Source organism: Burkholderia stabilis (assembly GCF_001742165.1).
In the GTDB taxonomy this organism is placed as follows: Bacteria; Pseudomonadota; Gammaproteobacteria; order Burkholderiales; family Burkholderiaceae; genus Burkholderia; species Burkholderia stabilis.
In genome coordinates, this window is the sequence record NZ_CP016444.1 from 134,560 (window position 1) to 151,981 (window position 17,422).

Below are 17,422 nucleotides of genomic sequence, written 5' to 3' on the forward strand. Positions count from 1 at the left end.
GCCTGCCGCTCGAGGGCAGCAGGCAGGACGACGAACCGCTCGTCGAGGCCGGTCACCGCGACGATGCGACCGGGACATCCGAGTTGAACACGGTGGCCGATGCAAGTTCGAGACTCGTGGCGCCTTCGAATTCCGCTTCCATGAAATCAAACATGGCAGGCGTAACTTCGAATGAAAACGTTTCGCCTTTTTCGGCATTTCTTTCCATGACACGACTCCGGCGTATGTCGCGCGGCGCAGTGACATAGTGAAGACGGCTCGGCAAGCCTGCGCTTCTGGCTTGCTCAGCAAACGCCGAACGATTTCTCTCCTTCATGAAACCGAGATCGAGCACGACACTTCCACCGTTCTTCGCGATCTGTTCGGCGGTATGCCAGATTTGCCGCTCGCAGCGCTGCACCCGTTCCACGATCCAGGTCAAATTGATCGGATTCGGAAAGTCCGGGCCGTACAGCTGCGCCATCCATTCGTCGATCGAGAAACGCGTGCCGCCGATTTCTGTCGCGAGTGTACGTGCGTAAGAAGATTTACCCGCACCTTGCGGACCAAAAACAATATGTATTGCTGCCGTCAACTTGATTTCCCCCAATGTTGTTGTTGATTTATTTGGCGTAAGGATCTTACGCGATGAAATACGCCGTCGGGGAAATCCAATCGCCGGTTGACCCGCTTCTGTCCGATTACAACAGCAGGACTGCGCGGCTATCCGTAAAAGCGCCGTTCTTGTATCAAAACGGCTCAGTTCCCCGTCCCGGCACACGTCGTCGACTACGCGCCAAAACACCTCCAGCGGCACGCAGTTCCGCCAGGATTTTTTCAGCGCCTCGCTTCATCAGATACTTTTCCGCCAAACAACGTGGTGCGCGAGTCAAAGCATCGAAGCCATGCCTTGGTCAGTCACAACCAACCGACTCGCTCTTTACCGTCGGCATCAATCCGGCTCTTTCCGGCGAGCCTCGAATTGATCGCGATTGAACAGCGTGAAGTACAACGTCTCGCTCCATTCTAGGCCCAGCGGATATTCGGTCGCACGCGTACGCGTGCTGTCGCAGTGGTCGTCGAAACGCAGGCCGAAAAACGCGTCGAGCGGCGCGCCACCCCGTTCGGCCGCCGCGCGTTGCAGGACGCGCGCCGCCTCCGTAGGGTCGTTCGGCAACGCGTCGACGGCAGCGCCCACGCGACGGCAGCGGTCGATCTCGGCTTCGACGAGCACACGCAGCGCGTCTGCGTCGCTCTCGGACATGACATCGAGCTCGATGGTTTCGAGCAGCAGGTACGGGTCGCGATGCTGTTCGAGAAATGCGAGGGTCTCGTCCAGCCAGCCCGGCAAATGGTCGACGGCGGCAGGTGCCGCCGCCGGCGTCAGCTCAGGTGCGGGTTTGGGCGCCGGCGAAGCGGACGCCAGCCCTGCCCAACGCCGCATCCGGTCGATCAGTGTCGGTTCGGGGGCTTCGGCTGCCGTCGCGGCAGGTTTTTGCGCGGCGTGCCCCGAGATCAGCACCCTGACGATCGCCACGAAACGCCTGACACGCGCGAATCCGGGATCGAACGGGCTGCTGACGGCATACAGCGGCATCTTCGAGTCGTCCAGGCCATCCGAGACGAGCGACGCGCACAGCTGCGGGTCGCCCGACATGAGCAACCGGTACATGAAGGGCACGTCATAGGCCCATTCGGACAGGCCGGAGATGGTCTGCGGACGATCTTCGTACGACGTCGGCCGGTTGCTCAGGCTGTAGAGATAAGACCGGTTGGCCATGCAGGCTCCCAAGTTGACGAGAAGGTTTCCTGGCGCGGTGATGCACCCACTGCGGCGAACGACTCGATGCTGTATCCCGATGGCCGCCTCACGCGAAATCCGGCGGACTCCAGCGGCCAGAGGCGCTAGCGGCCATCCTCGCCCGATTTCGGATAGCCAATCTCTGCGAGATCATCCGCGAGGGACTCGAAATCGAGTTCGGGATTGAGTCGCCGGACGAGCGCCGCGGTAAGCGGTTCGTGACGATATACCGCCGCGACGTCACCCGGATCGAGCTCACGCTCGTAATAATCGGCGGCGAATTCGACGTACTGCTCGGGTCGTGCGGACAGAATGCCGAGCAATCGGGCAGAGCCATCCGGGTCTCCCGCATCGGGAAATTCAATCGGCCCGCACGACCAGCGTGCTTCATGGGCAAGACGCCAGATACAGAATGTACTGTCGTGCGTGGTAAACGCCGGTTCATGCAACAGGCTCGCGTGAAACACCTCGGGCAGACCGCTGAAGATGGCGGGCCAGGGCTTCCCCGGCCGGAACATCGGCGCCTCACGCAGGACGCCATGGAGTGCCGCGCCCGCCGCAGAAAATATCGCGAACCATTGATCGCCCGCGCCATTGCGCATCGACGCCATCATTTCCCCGTCCGCCCATGCCTGGTTGAACGAGTAGTACCGGTATTCCCATTCCGGCGACAAAACGGCATCGAGGATTGCCAGCGATTGCGTCAGGCGCATCAGTCCGGCAACGTCGGGAAGCGCATTCAGGTTTCTGGTCGAGACGTTCATGTCATTTGCCCCGGCGGCGCGCGCGTCCGTCCACGGTAACGTAAGCCCGCGCGCGTCATTGTCAATGACGGTCAGGTCATGGACGACGTACTGTCGTGAGGAGGTTTTCCGGACGGATTGTCGGCGATTCAGGCTCCGATGTCGAACGACTGTCCGTGGCCTGAGGTCGCCGGTCCGTCCTGCGTTTCCCCGGTCAGCGCAGATCGGCCATGCCGGCGTTGGCAAATGACAGATCCAGCCGACGGAATGGCGGAAACACTCCGGGAGGGGAACCCGTCCCGACTATCCGTCCCGCGCGCAGCGCGGCATGACAAGCATGCGCGCCGCCGGATCTTCAGCGAGTGATAAGCTCGAAACCGCTGCACACTCGCGCACCCACCCCGACCGCCCATACGACCGAACGAGCCCCGTCATGTCCCTTACCGCCTCCGTCCTCCCGGCCTTCACCCCGACCGGCAAGCTGCGCGCATCGATCAATCTCGGCAACCCGATCCTCGCGAACCGCGATCCGGCGACCGGCGAACCGTTCGGCGTGTCGATCGACCTAGCGCGCGCGTTCGCGGAACGCCTGTCGGCGGAGCTGGAACTCGTCGTGTTCGACGCCGCCGGAAAATCGGTGCAGGCGCTGACCGAAGAGCGCGCCGATTTCGGCTTCTTCGCGGTCGATCCGCTGCGTGGCGAAACGGTCGCGTTCACGGCGCCGTACGTGCTGATCGAGGGCTTCTATCTCGTGCGCGACGATTCGCCGATCCGCACGAACGCGGATGTCGACCAGCCGCACAACCGCGTGACCGTCGGCAAGGGCAGCGCGTACGACCTGTTCCTCACGCGCGAACTGAAGGCCGCGCAGATCGTGCGTGCGCCGACGTCGCAGGCCGTCGTGCAGACGTTCGTCGAACAGCAGCTGGAAGTGGCGGCCGGCGTGAAGCAGCAACTCGAAACCGATGCGGCAAAAACGGCAGGCCTGCGCTTGCTCGACGAGCGGTTCATGGTGATCCGGCAGGCGATGGGCGTGCCGAAGAGCCGCGGCGAAGCGGCCGCGGCGGCATTGAACGCATTCGTCGAGGAAATGAAGGCATCCGGCTTCGTCGCGGATTCGCTGCGCCGGCATGGCATCACCGGTGCGTCCGTCGCGCCCCCGGCCTGATTGGAAACCGCATGACGATGTAAAACAGCCCCGGCATCTCGAGCAACGCCGGGGCCGTTCCTTCGAAGCATCGCCGTCAACCGACGCGCGCTTCTCCCTCACGCTCGGATTCACCCTCATCCGAAACCGTACGCGCGAGCACCGGCCTGAGCGCCTGCCCGGTGTGGCTCGCGCTCACCTGCACGAGCGCTTCCGGCGGCGCCGCCGCGACGATCGTGCCGCCGCCCACACCGCCTTCCGGCCCGAGATCGATGATCCAGTCGGCTTCCGCGATCACGTCGAGGTCATGCTCGATCACGACGACGCTGTGCCCCGCGTCGACGAGCCGGTGCAGCACGCGGATCAGCTTCGCAACGTCCGCCATGTGCAGGCCGACCGTCGGTTCGTCGAGCACGTACAGCGTGTGCGGCGCCTTCTGGCCGCGCCGCGTGATGTCGTCGCGCACCTTCGTCAGCTCGGTGACGAGCTTGATGCGCTGCGCCTCGCCGCCGGACAGCGTCGGCGACGGCTGACCGAGCGTCAGATAGCCGAGGCCGACATCCTTCATCAGTTGAAGCGGATGCGCGATGTTCGAGATCGGCGCAAAAAACTCCACCGCCTCGTCGATCTCCATCGTCAGCACGTCGCCGATGTTCCGGCCGCGCCACGTGACCGCGAGTGTCTCCGGGTTGAAGCGCTGCCCGTGGCACACGTCGCACGGCACCTTCACGTCGGGCAGGAAGCTCATGCCGATCGTGCGCACGCCTTGCCCTTCGCAAGCCGGGCATCGCCCGTCGCCGGTATTGAACGAGAAACGCGACGCCGTGTAGCCGCGCGCGCGCGCTTCCAGCGTATCCGCGAACAGCTTGCGGATCGTGTCCCACACGCCGATGTAGGTGGCCGGGCACGAGCGCGGCGTCTTGCCGATTGGCGTCTGATCGACTTCGAGCACACGATCGATCTGCTCCCAGCCGCTCAACGACTCGCAGCCCTGCCACGCATGCGTGACGCTCAGCGCCGGGCGCGGCGCACTGCGCGCGAGCACGCTCGAGCGGCGGTTGGCCGCCGGCGCATCCTGCTGCGCGGCCTTGCGCGCACGCCGCGTGGCCGGCGACGACAGCACCGAGCGGCCGACCGCATCGAGCAGGTTCGTCATCAGCACGTCACGCGCGAGCGTCGACTTGCCCGACCCGCTCACGCCCGTCACCGCGACGAGCCGCGCGAGCGGAATGCCGACCGTGACGTCGCGCAGGTTGTGCAGTCTTGCGCCATGCACGGTCAGCCACGCCTCCGGCACCGCAGGTCCGCCCTTCTTGCTCGGCAGGCTCACGGTGCGGCGCGGCTGCAGCGGGTGCGTCATCGGCTGCGCGAGCAGCCGCCCCGTCACCGAACCGGCCTGCGCGGACAAATCGGCGACCGCGCCCTGCGCAACCAGGGTGCCGCCGCGTTTGCCGGCACCCGGGCCGATGTCGATGATGTGATCGGCGCGGCGGATCGTGTCCTCGTCATGCTCGACGACGACGAGCGTATTGCCCTTGTCGCCGAGCTTGCGCAGCGCGTCCAGCAGGATCTGGTTGTCGCGCGGATGCAGGCCGATCGTCGGTTCGTCGAGCACGTAGCAGACGCCCTGCAGGTTGCTGCCGAGCTGCGCGGCGAGCCGGATGCGCTGCGCTTCGCCGCCCGACAGGCTCGGCGCCGCGCGATCGAGGCTCAGGTAACCGAGCCCCACTTCCTCGAGAAACGCGAGGCGGCTGCCGATCTCGCTGACGATGTCGCGCGCGATCTGCGCATCGCGCCCGGTGAGCTGCAGCCCGTCGATCCAGCGGCGCGTGTCCGACACCGTCCACTGCGCGACCTCGACAATCGGATGCGCGTCGAACGTGACCGCGCGCGCGGACGGGTTCAGCCGCGTGCCGTTGCAATCCGGGCACGGCTCGTTGCCGACGCCTTCCGGTTCCTGCTCGTCCGACGGCAGCGTCTGCTCGCGGCCGCGATCGTCCCCGGCGAGCACCGTGTCGTCGTAGGCCGCGCGCTGCTCACGCGTGAGCGTGACGCCGGTGCCGACGCAGGTCGTGCACCAGCCGTGCTTGCTGTTGTACGAGAACATCCGCGGGTCCAGCTCCGGGTAGCTCGTGCCGCACACCGGGCACGCGCGCTTGACCGACAGCACCTTGACCGTGCCGACGCGCGCGGTCGAATGATCGTTGCGCATCGCATCGTGCAGCCCGTCGAGCGGCGCGAGCAGATGCATCACACCCTTGCCGACTTCGAGCGTCTCGTCGAGGCGGCGCCGCAACTCGGCCTCGTTGTCCGGCGACACGACGATATCGGCGACCGGCAGCTCGATCGTGTGCTCGCGGAACCGGTCGAGCTTCGGCCACGGATCGACCGGCACGAATTCGCCGTCGACGCGCAGATGCGTGCTGCCGCGCGCCTTCGCCCACTTCGCGAGATCCGTATACACGCCCTTGCGGTTGACGACGAGCGGCGCGAGCAGCCCGACGTGCTCGCCGCGATGATCGCGCAGCAACTGCGCGGCGATCGATTCGACGGATTGCGACGTGACCGGCGTGCCGTCGTGGATGCAGTGCTGCAGGCCGAGCTTCACGTACAGCAGCCGCAGGAAGTGCCACACTTCCGATGTGGTCGCGACCGTACTCTTGCGGCCGCCCCGCGACAGCCGCTGCTCGATCGCGACAGTCGGCGGAATGCCGTACACCGCGTCGACTTCCGGGCGCCCGGCCGGCTGCACGATCGAGCGCGCATACGCATTCAGCGATTCGAGGTAACGACGCTGGCCTTCGTGGAACAGGATGTCGAACGCGAGCGTCGACTTGCCGGATCCCGACACGCCGGTAATCACGTTGAACTTGCCGTGCGGGATGTCGACGTCGAGCGCCTTCAGGTTGTGTTCGCGCGCGTTGACGATCCGCACGACGTCCTCGCCTTCGATCGCGCGCCGTTCGCGCGCCGCGTTCAGCACGGACTGGAGCGGCACGCCTTCGTCGGCGAGCGCCGCTTCGCCATCCATCGCGCGGTCGTACTGCAGCAGCGCCACGCCCGTATGCGATTCGGCGCACGCCTTCACGTCGTCGGGCGTACCCGCGCACAGCACGAGGCCGCCGCCATCGCCGCCTTCCGGGCCGAGATCGATCAGCCAGTCGGCCGCGCGGATCACGTCGAGGTTGTGTTCGATCACGATCAGCGAATGGCCGGCCGCGAGCAGCTTGCCGAACGCCTGCATCAGCTTCGCGATGTCGTCGAAGTGCAGCCCGGTGGTCGGCTCGTCGAACATGAACAACTTCGCGCGCGCGACGCGCGCCTCTTCCGTGACGACCCGCCGCCCGTTGACGGCCGCCGCCGATTCGGCGAGGAAGCCGGCCAGCTTCAGGCGCTGCGCTTCACCGCCCGACAGCGTCGGCACCGGCTGGCCGAGCTTCACGTATTCGAGCCCGACGTCGACGATCGGCTGCAGCACGCGCAGCACCTCGGCGTCGGTCGCGAAAAACGCGGCCGCTTCGCTGACGGTCAGATCGAGCACGTCGGCGATGTTCAGCGCGCGGCCGTCGCGCTCGATGCGCACTTCGAGAATTTCGGCGCGGTAACGGCTGCCGTCGCAATCCGGGCAGCGCAGGTAGACGTCGCTCAGGAACTGCATCTCGATGTGCTCGAAGCCCGAGCCGCCGCAGGTCGGGCAACGGCCATCGCCCGAGTTGAAGCTGAACGTGCCGGCGCCATAGCCGCGCTGCAGCGCGAGCGGCGCCTTCGCGAACAGCTTGCGGATTTCGTCGAACGCGCCGACGTAGCTCGCCGGGTTCGAGCGCGTGGTCTTGCCGATCGGCGACTGGTCGACAAACACGACGTCGCCCACCTGGTCGGCGCCCGCGAGATTGCGGAATGCGCCCGGCGATTCCGTCGCCTTGCCGTGATGCCGCGCCATCGCCGGATAGAGCACGTCCTGCAGCAGCGTGGATTTGCCGGAACCCGACACGCCCGTCACGCACACGAGCCGCTGCAGCGGAATGTCGACCGTCACGTCGCGCAGGTTGTGTTCGCTCGCGCCTTCGAGCACGATGCGCGGCGTGTGCGCGTCGACCGGCCGGCGCGCCCAGTTCGACGCGTGCGCGACATGCTTGCGGCCGCCGAGATACTCGCCCGTCAGCGTGTGCGCGGAACGGATGTCGCCCGGCGTGCCGTCATAGACGATCGTGCCGCCGCGCTCGCCGGGGCCGGGCCCCATGTCGATCAGCCGGTCGGCCGCGAGCATCACCGACGGATCGTGCTCGACGACCACCAGCGTATTGCCCGCGTCGCGCAGCCGCTGCATCGCCTCGACGATCCGCGTGAGATCGCGCGGATGCAGCCCGATGCTCGGCTCGTCGAGCACGAACAGCGTTTTCGTGAGCGACGTGCCGAGCGCCGTCGTCAGGTTGATCCGCTGCACCTCGCCGCCCGACAGCGTGCGGCTCTGCCGGTCGAGCGTCAGGTAGCCGAGCCCCACGTCGCACAGGTATTTCAGGCGCGTGCGCACCTCGGCGAGCAGCAGCTTCAGCGCATCGTCGAGCAGCGCGCTCGGCAGGCTGACGCCGTCGAAGAAGCGGCGGATGCGCTCGATCGGCAACAGCATCAGGTCGTGCACGGTCAGGCCCGGCAGCGCTTCGAGCTGCGCGCGGGTCCAGTCGACGCCGCGCGGCAGGAAACGACCGGCCGGCGCGAGCACCGCGTCGGCGTTCTCCTTCGAGCCGAGCCGCCATTGCAGCGATTCCGTCTTCAGGCGCGCGCCGCCGCACACGTCGCACGGCGTGTAGCTGCGGTATTTCGACAGCAGCACGCGGATATGCATCTTGTACGCTTTCGATTCGAGGTAGCCGAAGAAGCGCTTCACGCCGTACCACTGGCTCTGCCACTTGCCGTCCCAGTCCGGCGAGCCGTTGACGACCCAGTCGCGCTCGGTATCCGACAGATCGGCCCACGGCACGTCGCGGCGGATACCCGCCTTCGCCGCGTAGCGCATCAGATCGTCCTGGCACTCCTTCCACGCGGGCGTCTGCATCGGCTTGATCGCGCCGCCGCGCAGCGTCTTGCGCGCATCGGGGATCACGAGGCCGAGATCGACGCCGATCACGCGGCCGAAGCCGCGGCAGGTTTCGCACGCGCCGTAGGCCGAGTTGAACGAGAACAGCGCCGCCTGCGGCTCCGCGTAACGCAGGTCGCTGTCGGGATCATGAAGCCCGGTGGAAAAGCGCCACACCTGCGGCTCGGCGGCCGCGCCGCCCGCCGCTTCCGGCTCCGGCGCCAGCACGTACACGTTCACACGCCCGCCGCCGCGCTTCAGCGACGCCTCGATCGCCTCGACGACGCGCACCTTGTCGGCCTGCTGCACGCGGAAGCGATCGGCCACCACGTCGAGCACCTTGCGCGGCCCGGTGGGCGACGCGACTTCGCGCTGCGCCTGCACGCGCGTGTAGCCGCTCGCCGACAGCCACTGCGCGACTTCGTCGTCGGACGCGGTTTCCGGCAGCTCGACCGGGAAGGTGACGACCACGCGCGGATCGTCCGCCTGCGTGCGCGCGACGAGATCCGCGTAGATCGTCTCCGGCGTGTCGTGCCGCACCCGCCGCGCGGTCTTGCGGTCGAACAGCTCGGCCGCGCGCGCGTACAGCAGCTTCAGGTGGTCGTTCAGCTCGGTCATCGTGCCGACGGTCGAGCGCGAACTGCGTACCGGGTTGGTCTGGTCGATCGCGATCGCGGGCGGCACGCCGTCGACGCGCTCGACCTGCGGGCGGTCCATCCGGTCGAGGAACTGCCGCGCGTATGCGCTGAAGGTTTCGACATAACGCCGCTGGCCTTCCGCGTACAGCGTGTCGAACACGAGGCTCGACTTGCCGGAGCCCGACGGGCCGGTCACGACCGTCATTTCGCCGGTGCGCAGGTCGAGATCGAGGTTCTTGAGGTTGTGCTGACGTGCTCCGCGAATGCGGATCAGATTGCTGGATGACAATTTGCCTGCCCGTCTGAATGAGTTAGCCGGAATTCACGGTGCCGGAACGCTGCGGCGGATGCCCGCAGGCGCGGCGCACGGGCCGCAAGGGGTGCACCTGTGCGGCTCGATTTCGACGGCTACTATACTGTATATTCATACAGTTTTCCATGACGACCCTGCGGGCTTCATGGGCAGGCGACCGGGGACAGGCCGGGGACGGATCGGCGTTATCCGCGTTGGCGGAGCGGCTCCAGCAAGCCTCTCAGGCCGTTGTGATCGATTTCGTGCATCAGTGCGAGCTGCCGGCCGAGTTCGCCGCGCGGGAACCCTTCGCGGGCCAGCCAGTTGAGGTAGTTCCCGGGCAGGTCGGCAATGAGTCGGCCCTTGTATTTTCCGAAGGGCATCGTGACGGTGACGAGGTATTCGAGGTCTGGGGATTGCATGCGGGTATTGTGCACGGCTTTCTCCCCGCCACCGATCCGTGTCGGCTGATGATCGCGAAATCGGCCCGACGCGCGATGCGGAATCCAGAAAGCACGCCGGGTTGACGGCCGGCGGGCCGCCAGCCGGCTACCCGTCGAATCGGGCCCTGGCGAATACCCTGCGAGCCAGCCCGAACGACGCGCGGACAAGCGACGCGGACCTGCCTCCGGCAGGTCTCTCACGGAACGGACAAAGCGGATTGCGCCCCTTTCCCGCCTGCTAGACTGAAATTTCCCCCTGCACACCCTGGAGGGAATCATGATGTCCATCTACGTCGTGAAGACCGGCGAGCAGTTCCTCTGCACCGCCGAGGATGGCGATATCGGCATGGCACCGGCGGTTGAAGATGCCACGTCGTTTCGTTCGTATGAGGAAGCGGAAAAGGCCGCGCACGTGCATGCCGACCCCGGATACGAAATCGTGGCCGTTTGCGTGCTCAGACACTGACACGGCGCGCGCTGCCGGGCGCCTTGCTTGTCCGCACGCATTTCAGTCGGCCCTTCCCGGCCATTGCTGTCTTGCACACCCGGTCGCGACCTCACGCATTCCGTCTCCGTTGAACGGCTGCGTGCGGCCGCGGTGACACCCGCCCGGTAACGCAATGCAGTGGCGGGCGCCGATGGCCCCGCGACATCGGCGCCCGCAAGCCGGCCCGAAGGCCGGCCAGGCAGCGTCAGCCCTCCTTGCCCGCCGCCGCGTTCCCGCCGAAGGCCTCACATTCCGGCTTGTCCCACCGCGTCTTCACGACGCGGTTATCCGAATCGAACCGAACCTGGTACTGGCAGGTCGCGACCTTTCCGGCATCGCGGAACTGGAACAGGTAGTCCCACGTCCGCACGTGGAAGATCCACTCGTGGAAATGCGGCGGGCCGAGCAGCTCGTACAGCTGGTTCTTCGTCACACCCGGCCGGACCTGCGCCAGGTTCGCGAGATTCGGATACGTGCCTTCGCGCAGCGTGGCCGTATCGGGCGACGGGAACGGCGGATCGCCCTGCTGCGTGGCGCATCCGGTCAGGCCGGCGGCGGCGAGCAGTGCCGCGGCCGCGAACTTTGCAAGATTGGCGTTCATGTTTGGCATCGTTTGATTGAAAGGGAAACGGCGCGGGCCGCGGCTCACCACTGATACCCGGCGCCGACCACCGCGCCATACGTGCCGCGCGTATTGGTCGAGACGGCCGCCTTGTAGATCCAGTGGTTGTTCTCCGAGATCGTCGAAATGCCCAGCGCCTGCCCCGACTGGCCGCGATACACGCTGCCGGCCAGCGCAACCATGCTCTTGCCGGGGCCGGACGGTTGCGGCAGGCCGGCCACGGCCATCGCCGTCGCCGTGCCGCCGTCCGCATCGCGGCGGTAGCTGTCGAGGCTGTTGCGCAGGCTGGCCACCTGGCCGTCCGTGTAGCTGTTCGCCTGCGACAGCGTATTGCCCACGCTCGCGTTCAGCTGGTTCACGTTGACCGCATCGGTGCCCTGCGTGCCGGCCGCGACGTTGACCACCTGGCGCGCCGAATCCGCCGAGCCGACCGCGACGACGTTCGACCGCCCGCCGTCGTTGCTGCCCGTGCCGATCGCGGCCGAATTGCTGCCCGACGCGGTCGACCCGACGCCGATCGCGGTCGATCCGTTGCCGGACGCGAGCGAACCGTTGCCGACCGCCGTGCTGTTCGAACCCGATGCGACCGCGCCCGAGCCGCCCGCCGACGAGTTCGTCCCCGTCGGCCCCGGCGGCACATTCGAGCCGGCCGGATTCGACGTGTACGAGCCGCCCAGGTTGGACGTGCGCTGGTTGATCAGCGTCGTCAACTGGTTGGCGACCGAATCGAGCTGCGACACGTTCACCGCGTCGGTGCCGCTCTTGCCGGCCGCGAGGCCGGTGATCTGCCGGTTGCCGACGTTCACTTCACCCGCCGACGACTGCGGGCTGCTCAGGCCGTACGCGATGTAGTTCGTCTGCGCGCCGACGGTGGTGAGCGAACCCGCGCCGAGCGCGACGCTGTTCGCGTAGGTCGCCGATGCGCCGGCGCCGAGCGCGAGCGCGTCGGTCGCGTTGCTGCGCGCACCCGAGCCGATCGCGACGCTGCCCACGCTCGCCGCGACCGCGTGGGCGCCTTGCGCGACCGACTGCGCGCCGGTTGCCGTCGCGCCGCTGCCGAGCGCGAGCGCATCGGCCTGCGCGGCGCTCGCCGCCTGCCCGATCGCCACGCCGCCGGGCGCGGTGGCGTCGACGATCGCGCCGTTGCCGATGCCCACGCCGTTATCGCCGTTGACGACCGTGGTCGGGCCGACCGCGACGGAATCCGCGCCGACCGCGAGCGAGTCCACCGCCGTCGAGTTCGCGTGGAAGTACTTCGTGCTCGTCACCGCGAACGACTGCAGTGCGCCCGCCAGCTGCCGCACCGTCACCGCGTCCTGCTGGCCGGTGCCGTCCGCGACGTTGGTGATCTGGCGATACGTCTTGCTGGTCGCGTCGCCGACCGATACCGCGCCCAGCAACGTCTGGTCGGTCGTGTTGAACGGAATCGACGCGCTGCCGTTGCGGATCGTGCCGGAAGCCGGCACCGTCGCGCGGTCGGACACCGAACCCGAGCCGAGCGCGATGCTGCCGTCCACCTTCGCGATCGCGTTCGGGCCGATCGCGACGCTGTCGACGCCGAGCGCCTGGCTGTCCGGCGCGGTCGAGTTCGCGTGGAAATACTTGGTGCCGTGCGCGTTGATGTTGTCGATCGCCGATCCGACGTTGTTGTTGACCGTCGTCGAGCCGTTGCTGTTGTACGTCACGTAGGACGGCGCCGAGATCGTCCCGGTCGTCGGGTTGTAGGTCGCGCCGCCGCCCAGTGCGCCGGCCGTGCTGTTGCCGAGATTGGTGTTGTTCGACGCGATCGAGCTGAGGCCGGTCGACAGCGAACCGATGCCCGTCGACGTCGCGGTCGACAGCGAGGTCAGGTTGCTGTTCGTGCTCGACAGTCCGGTGGACAGCGAGCCGATGGTCGTCGACGTGGACGTCGACAGCGACGTGATCGAGCTCGTCGTCGAACTCAGGCCGGTCGACAGGGAACCGATGCTCGTCGACGTCGCGGTCGACAGCGAGGTCACGTTGCTGTTGGTCGTGCTCAGGCCGGTGGACAACGAGCCAATACTGGTCGACGTGGACGTGGACAGCGACGTCACGGAACTGTTGGTCGAACTCAAGCCGGTGGACAGCGAGCCGACGATCGTCGACGTCGATGTCGACAGCGACGTCAGGTTGCTGTTGGTCGAGCTCAGGCCGGTGGACAGCGAGCCGACGATCGTCGACGTCGACGTGGACAGCGAAGTCAGGTTGCTGTTCGTCGAGCTCAGGCCGGTCGACAACGAGCCGACGACCGTCGAGGTCGACGTGGACAGGGAAGTCAGGTTGCTGTTCGTCGAACTCAGGCCCGTCGACAGCGAGCTGATGCCGGTCGATGTCGACGTGGACAACGACGTGACCGAGCTATTCGTCGACGACAGACCCGTCGACGTGGAGGTCGACAATGAGGTTACCGAACTGTGCGTCGAACTCAGGCCCGTCGACAACGAACTGATGCCGGTCGACGTCGACGTGGACAACGACGTGACCGCGCTATTCGTCGACGACAGACCCGTCGACGTGGAAGTCGACAATGAGGTCACCGAACTGTTCGTCGAACTCAGGCCCGTCGACAACGAGCTGATGCCGGTCGATGTCGACGTGGACAACGACGTGACCGAACTATTTGTCGACGACAGACCCGTCGACGTGGAGGTCGACAACGACGTCACCGAACTGTTCGTCGAACTCAGGCCCGTCGACAACGAGCTGATGCCGGTCGACGCCGACGTGGACAACGACGTGACCGAGCTATTCGCCGACGACAACCCCGTCGACGTGGAGGTCGACAACGACGTCACCGAACTGTTCGTCGAACTCAGGCCCGTCGACAACGAGCTGATGCCGGTCGACGCCGACGTGGACAACGACGTGATCGCGCTATTCGCCGACGACAACCCCGTCGACGTGGAAGTCGACAACGACGTCACCGAACTGTTCGTCGAACTCAAACCGGTCGACAACGACGACACGCCCGTCGACAGCGAACTGACGCTCGATGCCGTCGACGTCGACAACGAATTGACCGCCAGGTTTGTCGCATTGAGCTGCGACCCGTTGATTGCATCCGTGCTCGCCGAACTGATGCGCCCGGCCGCGACGTTGGTGATCTGGCGCTCGCTGCCCGGCGCGCCGACGCTGACGACGCTGGTCGGGTTCGTGCCCTGGAAGTTGTACGTGACGCCGCCGATGACCGCGCTTGCCGTCGGATTCGGCGCGGCCGTCGTCGAACCCGAGCCGAGCGCAACGTCGTTCGCATTGTTCGCCACGGCCGACGCGCCGAACGCCACCGCGCCCGCCGCCGCGGCCGTCGACGTGTTGCCGAGTGCGATCGAGCCGGTGCCCTGTGCGTTGTTCGAATTGCCGATCGCCACCGCGCCATTGCCGTTGGCGGTGTTGTTCGAACCGGCCGTGACCGCGCCGGTGCCGATCGCGGTGCTCGGGTCGCCGATCGCCACCGCGCCGTTGCCGCTGACCGTCTGGCCTTCGCCGAGCGCGACCGCGCCGACCCCCGACAGCACCTTCGAATTGTTGCCGCCGGCAATCGACCCCGCACCCGCGGCGGCCGCGACCAAATTGGTGTCGCCGATGGCGACGGTGGACCCCGCCGCCGCGACGCTGTTGATGCCGACCGCGGTCGAATTGTTGGCCGACGCCGTCGCACCGGACCCCAATGCGCTCGCCGATATACCGCTCGCGCGCGAGAGATTGCCCAGCGCGACCGCGAACTGCTGCGTCGCGATCGACTGCACGCCCATCGCGATCGAACTGACGCCCGACGTACTGGCGTTCAGGCCGAACGCCATCGACTGGTCGGCGCCGGCCGTCGTGCTCGAGCCCAGCGCGATCGAGCTGATACCGAGCGACTGCGTGCCCGATCCCGGCACGCCGGCCGTGCCGCCCCAGCCGATCGCGATCGACGTACCGCCTTTCGCACCGCTGTTGACGCCCATCGCGACGCCGGAATTGCCGGTCACCAGCGCGCCGCTGCCCACGGCGACACCGGCTGCACCCGAACTGGTCGACTGGTTGCCGATCGCGACCGTGCCCGTATCGGTGGCATGCGACGCATAGCCGAGCGCGATGCTCTGAACCCCGACCGCGCTCGCCCCGAGGCCGAGCGCAGCCGCATACTGGCCGGACGCCAGCGCATTGTTGCCGAGCCCGACCGCCGAAATGCCGGTCGCGGCCGCGCCGCTGCCCATCGCCACCGCGCCGCTCTGGGTTGCGCTCGACAGATTGCCGACGGCAACCGAGTAATCGCCGCTGCCGATCGCCTGCACGCCGAGCGCCGAGCTGTTGACGCCGGTTGCCTGCGAGTTGATGCCGACGGACGTCGAAGCGTCGCCCATCGCCCGCGCGCCGGGGCCCAGCGCGGTGGCCGAAACGCCCTGCGCCGTCGCCAGGTTGCCCAGTGCGGTGGAGTTCTGCTGCGCGGCGCTCGAACCGACGCCGATCGAAATCGAAGTCACGCCGCCGTTCGCGGCGCCGCCATCCGCCGCGTACTGCGCATGCGCGGCGGCATGGAACAAGCCGAGATACGCCGACGCCATCAGCACGGCCAGCCGCCGTAGCGACGGTGGCGAAGGCATCCCCCGGGTGCCGCCGCACACCCGTGTGCGGCCCGCTCCGGCGTGCTGCTCGACGACGCGACACGCTTTCCGCGCGCGCGATCGAGTTCCGAAGCCGCAACCCAGGCTCCCAATGCTTCGTTCCAGATCGACTTGAACGACTTGTTCATCTTGTCTTCCCTCGGTTCTCATGTGCCGGACGACGCAACGGCGAACGCAGCGGCAAGCGAAGACGCCCCCTTCGCCCGCGTCGCGACGCCCGGCTATTCACTTTGGATGGCTAACTAAACGATCGAACAACGCTGCACGACACTCGCGATCGCCATCGCGATCACGCGACCGCACGCCGCATGCGTCTTTCGACGCGATGCGCGGCGACGATCGCCGGTTATCGAATCAGGGAGCCGACATCGCCGTCCCGGCGGCGGCACGATGCGCAACGCACTGCCAATCCGCGCGCGTGCGCCGTCGCGCCGAACCGGCGGCGACCTCGAATTTCATCGGAAAGCGTCGTTCAGACGCTGGGTGGACGGACGCCGGCCCGCAACCCGGGCGGCCCGTCCTGTTTCATTCAGGGGGAGGATGACGTCGTGCGATTCCCGGGGCTGAAGCGTGCGCCGCCGGATCGCTGACGCTGACAGCCGACACCGGTTCGCTCGAACCGGTGCGTTGACCTGCCATGCCTGTTGTACTCATGTTTTTCGTGCCCGCCTGATTCGATAGCGCACCACACGCGACCGCCCCGGATGGATCGAACCGCCAGGCTGCCAACGCGACGCCACTCGCCCTTTCCGTTCGGCCGTCAAACGCGCTTTCCGGATTTCCGGAAAAGCCCGTGACTCGCCGAACGACCCCTGCACCGAATTAATCGATCGAATTTCCTTGACGATTTTTTTGCGCGGCGCATCACACCCGAACAGACCTCACAATTCACCGGCTTCTCTTATATACCAACGTATTCGGAAAATTATGAAATTTGCATTACCTCGTGCCAATCATTAACCTGCTACCGTACGCCCGGATTTTGAGAATGCCATCATTCAATGTGACATTGAATCGCATGTTTCCGGATACGACAGCGGCAGCCATTCTTCTGCGGCCGGCTCACTTCGAAAGAACCGATTCCAACCGCGCCGGGGCTAGTGTGGGGGCATTCGTCCAAACAAACCTTTTCCCGGGCGGACAAACCCTTTTCCGGAGCGGACGCCATTTACATTCATACATCCGGGCCCAAAAAGCCGATTCAGGCGTGAAAGAATTTTTTACCGGACATCCATAAAATCTTAATCAGGTGGATTTCGAATCGGCATGCTCGACCTGGATCGGACACCACCATCTTCCCGATACCGGACTCGTTAATTCATTGTTCGGGCCAATTCCCACCTATATCAATTGAGCCGGAAATAAAGACCGATATTAAAATCCAATTCGGCATGTTTTTCCACCTTCTTTCCGTCCGGCCGCGCGCCGCTGCCGAAGACGCGCACACCCCGACGAAGATGCCCACACCGTCCGCACGGAATCCTCACAGCCGCCGCTGTTGTCGACATATAATTTTTCGCAACAATCGTGCCCGACACGATGCTTTCAATCCGACAGCCCATCCTTCC

Annotated in this window: 12 protein-coding genes; 3 read left to right on the forward strand and 9 right to left on the reverse strand. The window is 66.3% G+C overall.

Translation table 11 applies throughout. The features are described 5' to 3' along the window. Positions 1-52: 52 nt before the first annotated feature. The 3 genes from BBJ41_RS33255 to BBJ41_RS33265 all read right to left on the reverse strand — a co-directional run bounded on the left by BBJ41_RS33255 (position 53) and on the right by BBJ41_RS33265 (position 2,544). Complete coding sequence (locus BBJ41_RS33255; protein ID WP_197680917.1) at positions 53-796, reverse strand: P-loop nucleotide/nucleoside kinase family protein; 744 nt, start codon at positions 794-796, stop codon at positions 53-55. A 135-nt stretch (positions 797-931) separates the two neighbouring features. Further along, entirely contained in the window at positions 932-1,759 is an 828-nt protein-coding gene (locus tag BBJ41_RS33260; RefSeq protein WP_069750590.1) for a DUF7822 domain-containing protein, read from the reverse strand. Positions 1,760-1,884: 125 nt separating this feature from the next. After that, positions 1,885-2,544, reverse strand: coding sequence for a hypothetical protein (locus BBJ41_RS33265; protein WP_069750591.1), 660 nt, complete (start codon positions 2,542-2,544; stop codon positions 1,885-1,887). A gap of 412 nt (positions 2,545-2,956) precedes the next feature. Here BBJ41_RS33265 and BBJ41_RS33270 point away from each other — a divergent pair, with 412 nt between their 5' ends. Beyond that, positions 2,957-3,691: an ABC transporter substrate-binding protein gene (locus tag BBJ41_RS33270; RefSeq protein WP_069750592.1), complete on the forward strand. Its 735-nt coding sequence runs from the start codon at positions 2,957-2,959 to the stop codon at positions 3,689-3,691. Positions 3,692-3,767: 76 nt separating this feature from the next. On the opposite strand, the gene uvrA is transcribed toward BBJ41_RS33270, so the two are convergent. Next, on the reverse strand, positions 3,768-9,671 hold the full coding sequence (gene uvrA / locus BBJ41_RS33275; protein WP_069750593.1) for an excinuclease ABC subunit UvrA: 5,904 nt from the start codon (positions 9,669-9,671) through the stop codon (positions 3,768-3,770). A gap of 209 nt (positions 9,672-9,880) precedes the next feature. Beyond that, complete coding sequence (locus BBJ41_RS33280) at positions 9,881-10,096, reverse strand: DUF3820 family protein (RefSeq protein ID WP_069750594.1); 216 nt, start codon at positions 10,094-10,096, stop codon at positions 9,881-9,883. Between the two features lie 298 nt (positions 10,097-10,394). Between BBJ41_RS33280 and BBJ41_RS33285 the strand changes: the two genes are divergently transcribed. Next, complete coding sequence (locus tag BBJ41_RS33285) at positions 10,395-10,583, forward strand: hypothetical protein (protein ID WP_069750595.1); 189 nt, start codon at positions 10,395-10,397, stop codon at positions 10,581-10,583. 226 nt (positions 10,584-10,809) lie between these two features. On the opposite strand, the gene BBJ41_RS33290 is transcribed toward BBJ41_RS33285, so the two are convergent. The 3 genes from BBJ41_RS33290 to BBJ41_RS41765 all read right to left on the reverse strand — a co-directional run bounded on the left by BBJ41_RS33290 (position 10,810) and on the right by BBJ41_RS41765 (position 15,946). Next, complete coding sequence (locus BBJ41_RS33290) at positions 10,810-11,205, reverse strand: outer membrane protein assembly factor BamE (RefSeq protein WP_069750596.1); 396 nt, start codon at positions 11,203-11,205, stop codon at positions 10,810-10,812. A gap of 44 nt (positions 11,206-11,249) precedes the next feature. Further along, complete coding sequence (locus BBJ41_RS33295) at positions 11,250-15,713, reverse strand: beta strand repeat-containing protein (protein ID WP_472294194.1); 4,464 nt, start codon at positions 15,711-15,713, stop codon at positions 11,250-11,252. Positions 15,714-15,793: 80 nt separating this feature from the next. Further along, positions 15,794-15,946, reverse strand: a complete 153-nt coding sequence (locus tag BBJ41_RS41765; RefSeq protein ID WP_236872221.1) for an ESPR-type extended signal peptide-containing protein — start codon at positions 15,944-15,946, stop codon at positions 15,794-15,796. On the opposite strand from BBJ41_RS41765, the gene BBJ41_RS41425 reads away from it, so the two are divergent. Beyond that, complete coding sequence (locus tag BBJ41_RS41425) at positions 15,876-16,100, forward strand: hypothetical protein (RefSeq protein ID WP_197680928.1); 225 nt, start codon at positions 15,876-15,878, stop codon at positions 16,098-16,100. The two genes, BBJ41_RS41765 and BBJ41_RS41425, sit on opposite strands and share 71 nt — an antisense overlap. A 1,100-nt stretch (positions 16,101-17,200) precedes the next feature. Here BBJ41_RS41425 and BBJ41_RS41470 read toward each other — a convergent pair. Then, complete coding sequence (locus BBJ41_RS41470) at positions 17,201-17,392, reverse strand: hypothetical protein (protein WP_156814956.1); 192 nt, start codon at positions 17,390-17,392, stop codon at positions 17,201-17,203. Positions 17,393-17,422: the final 30 nt, after the last annotated feature.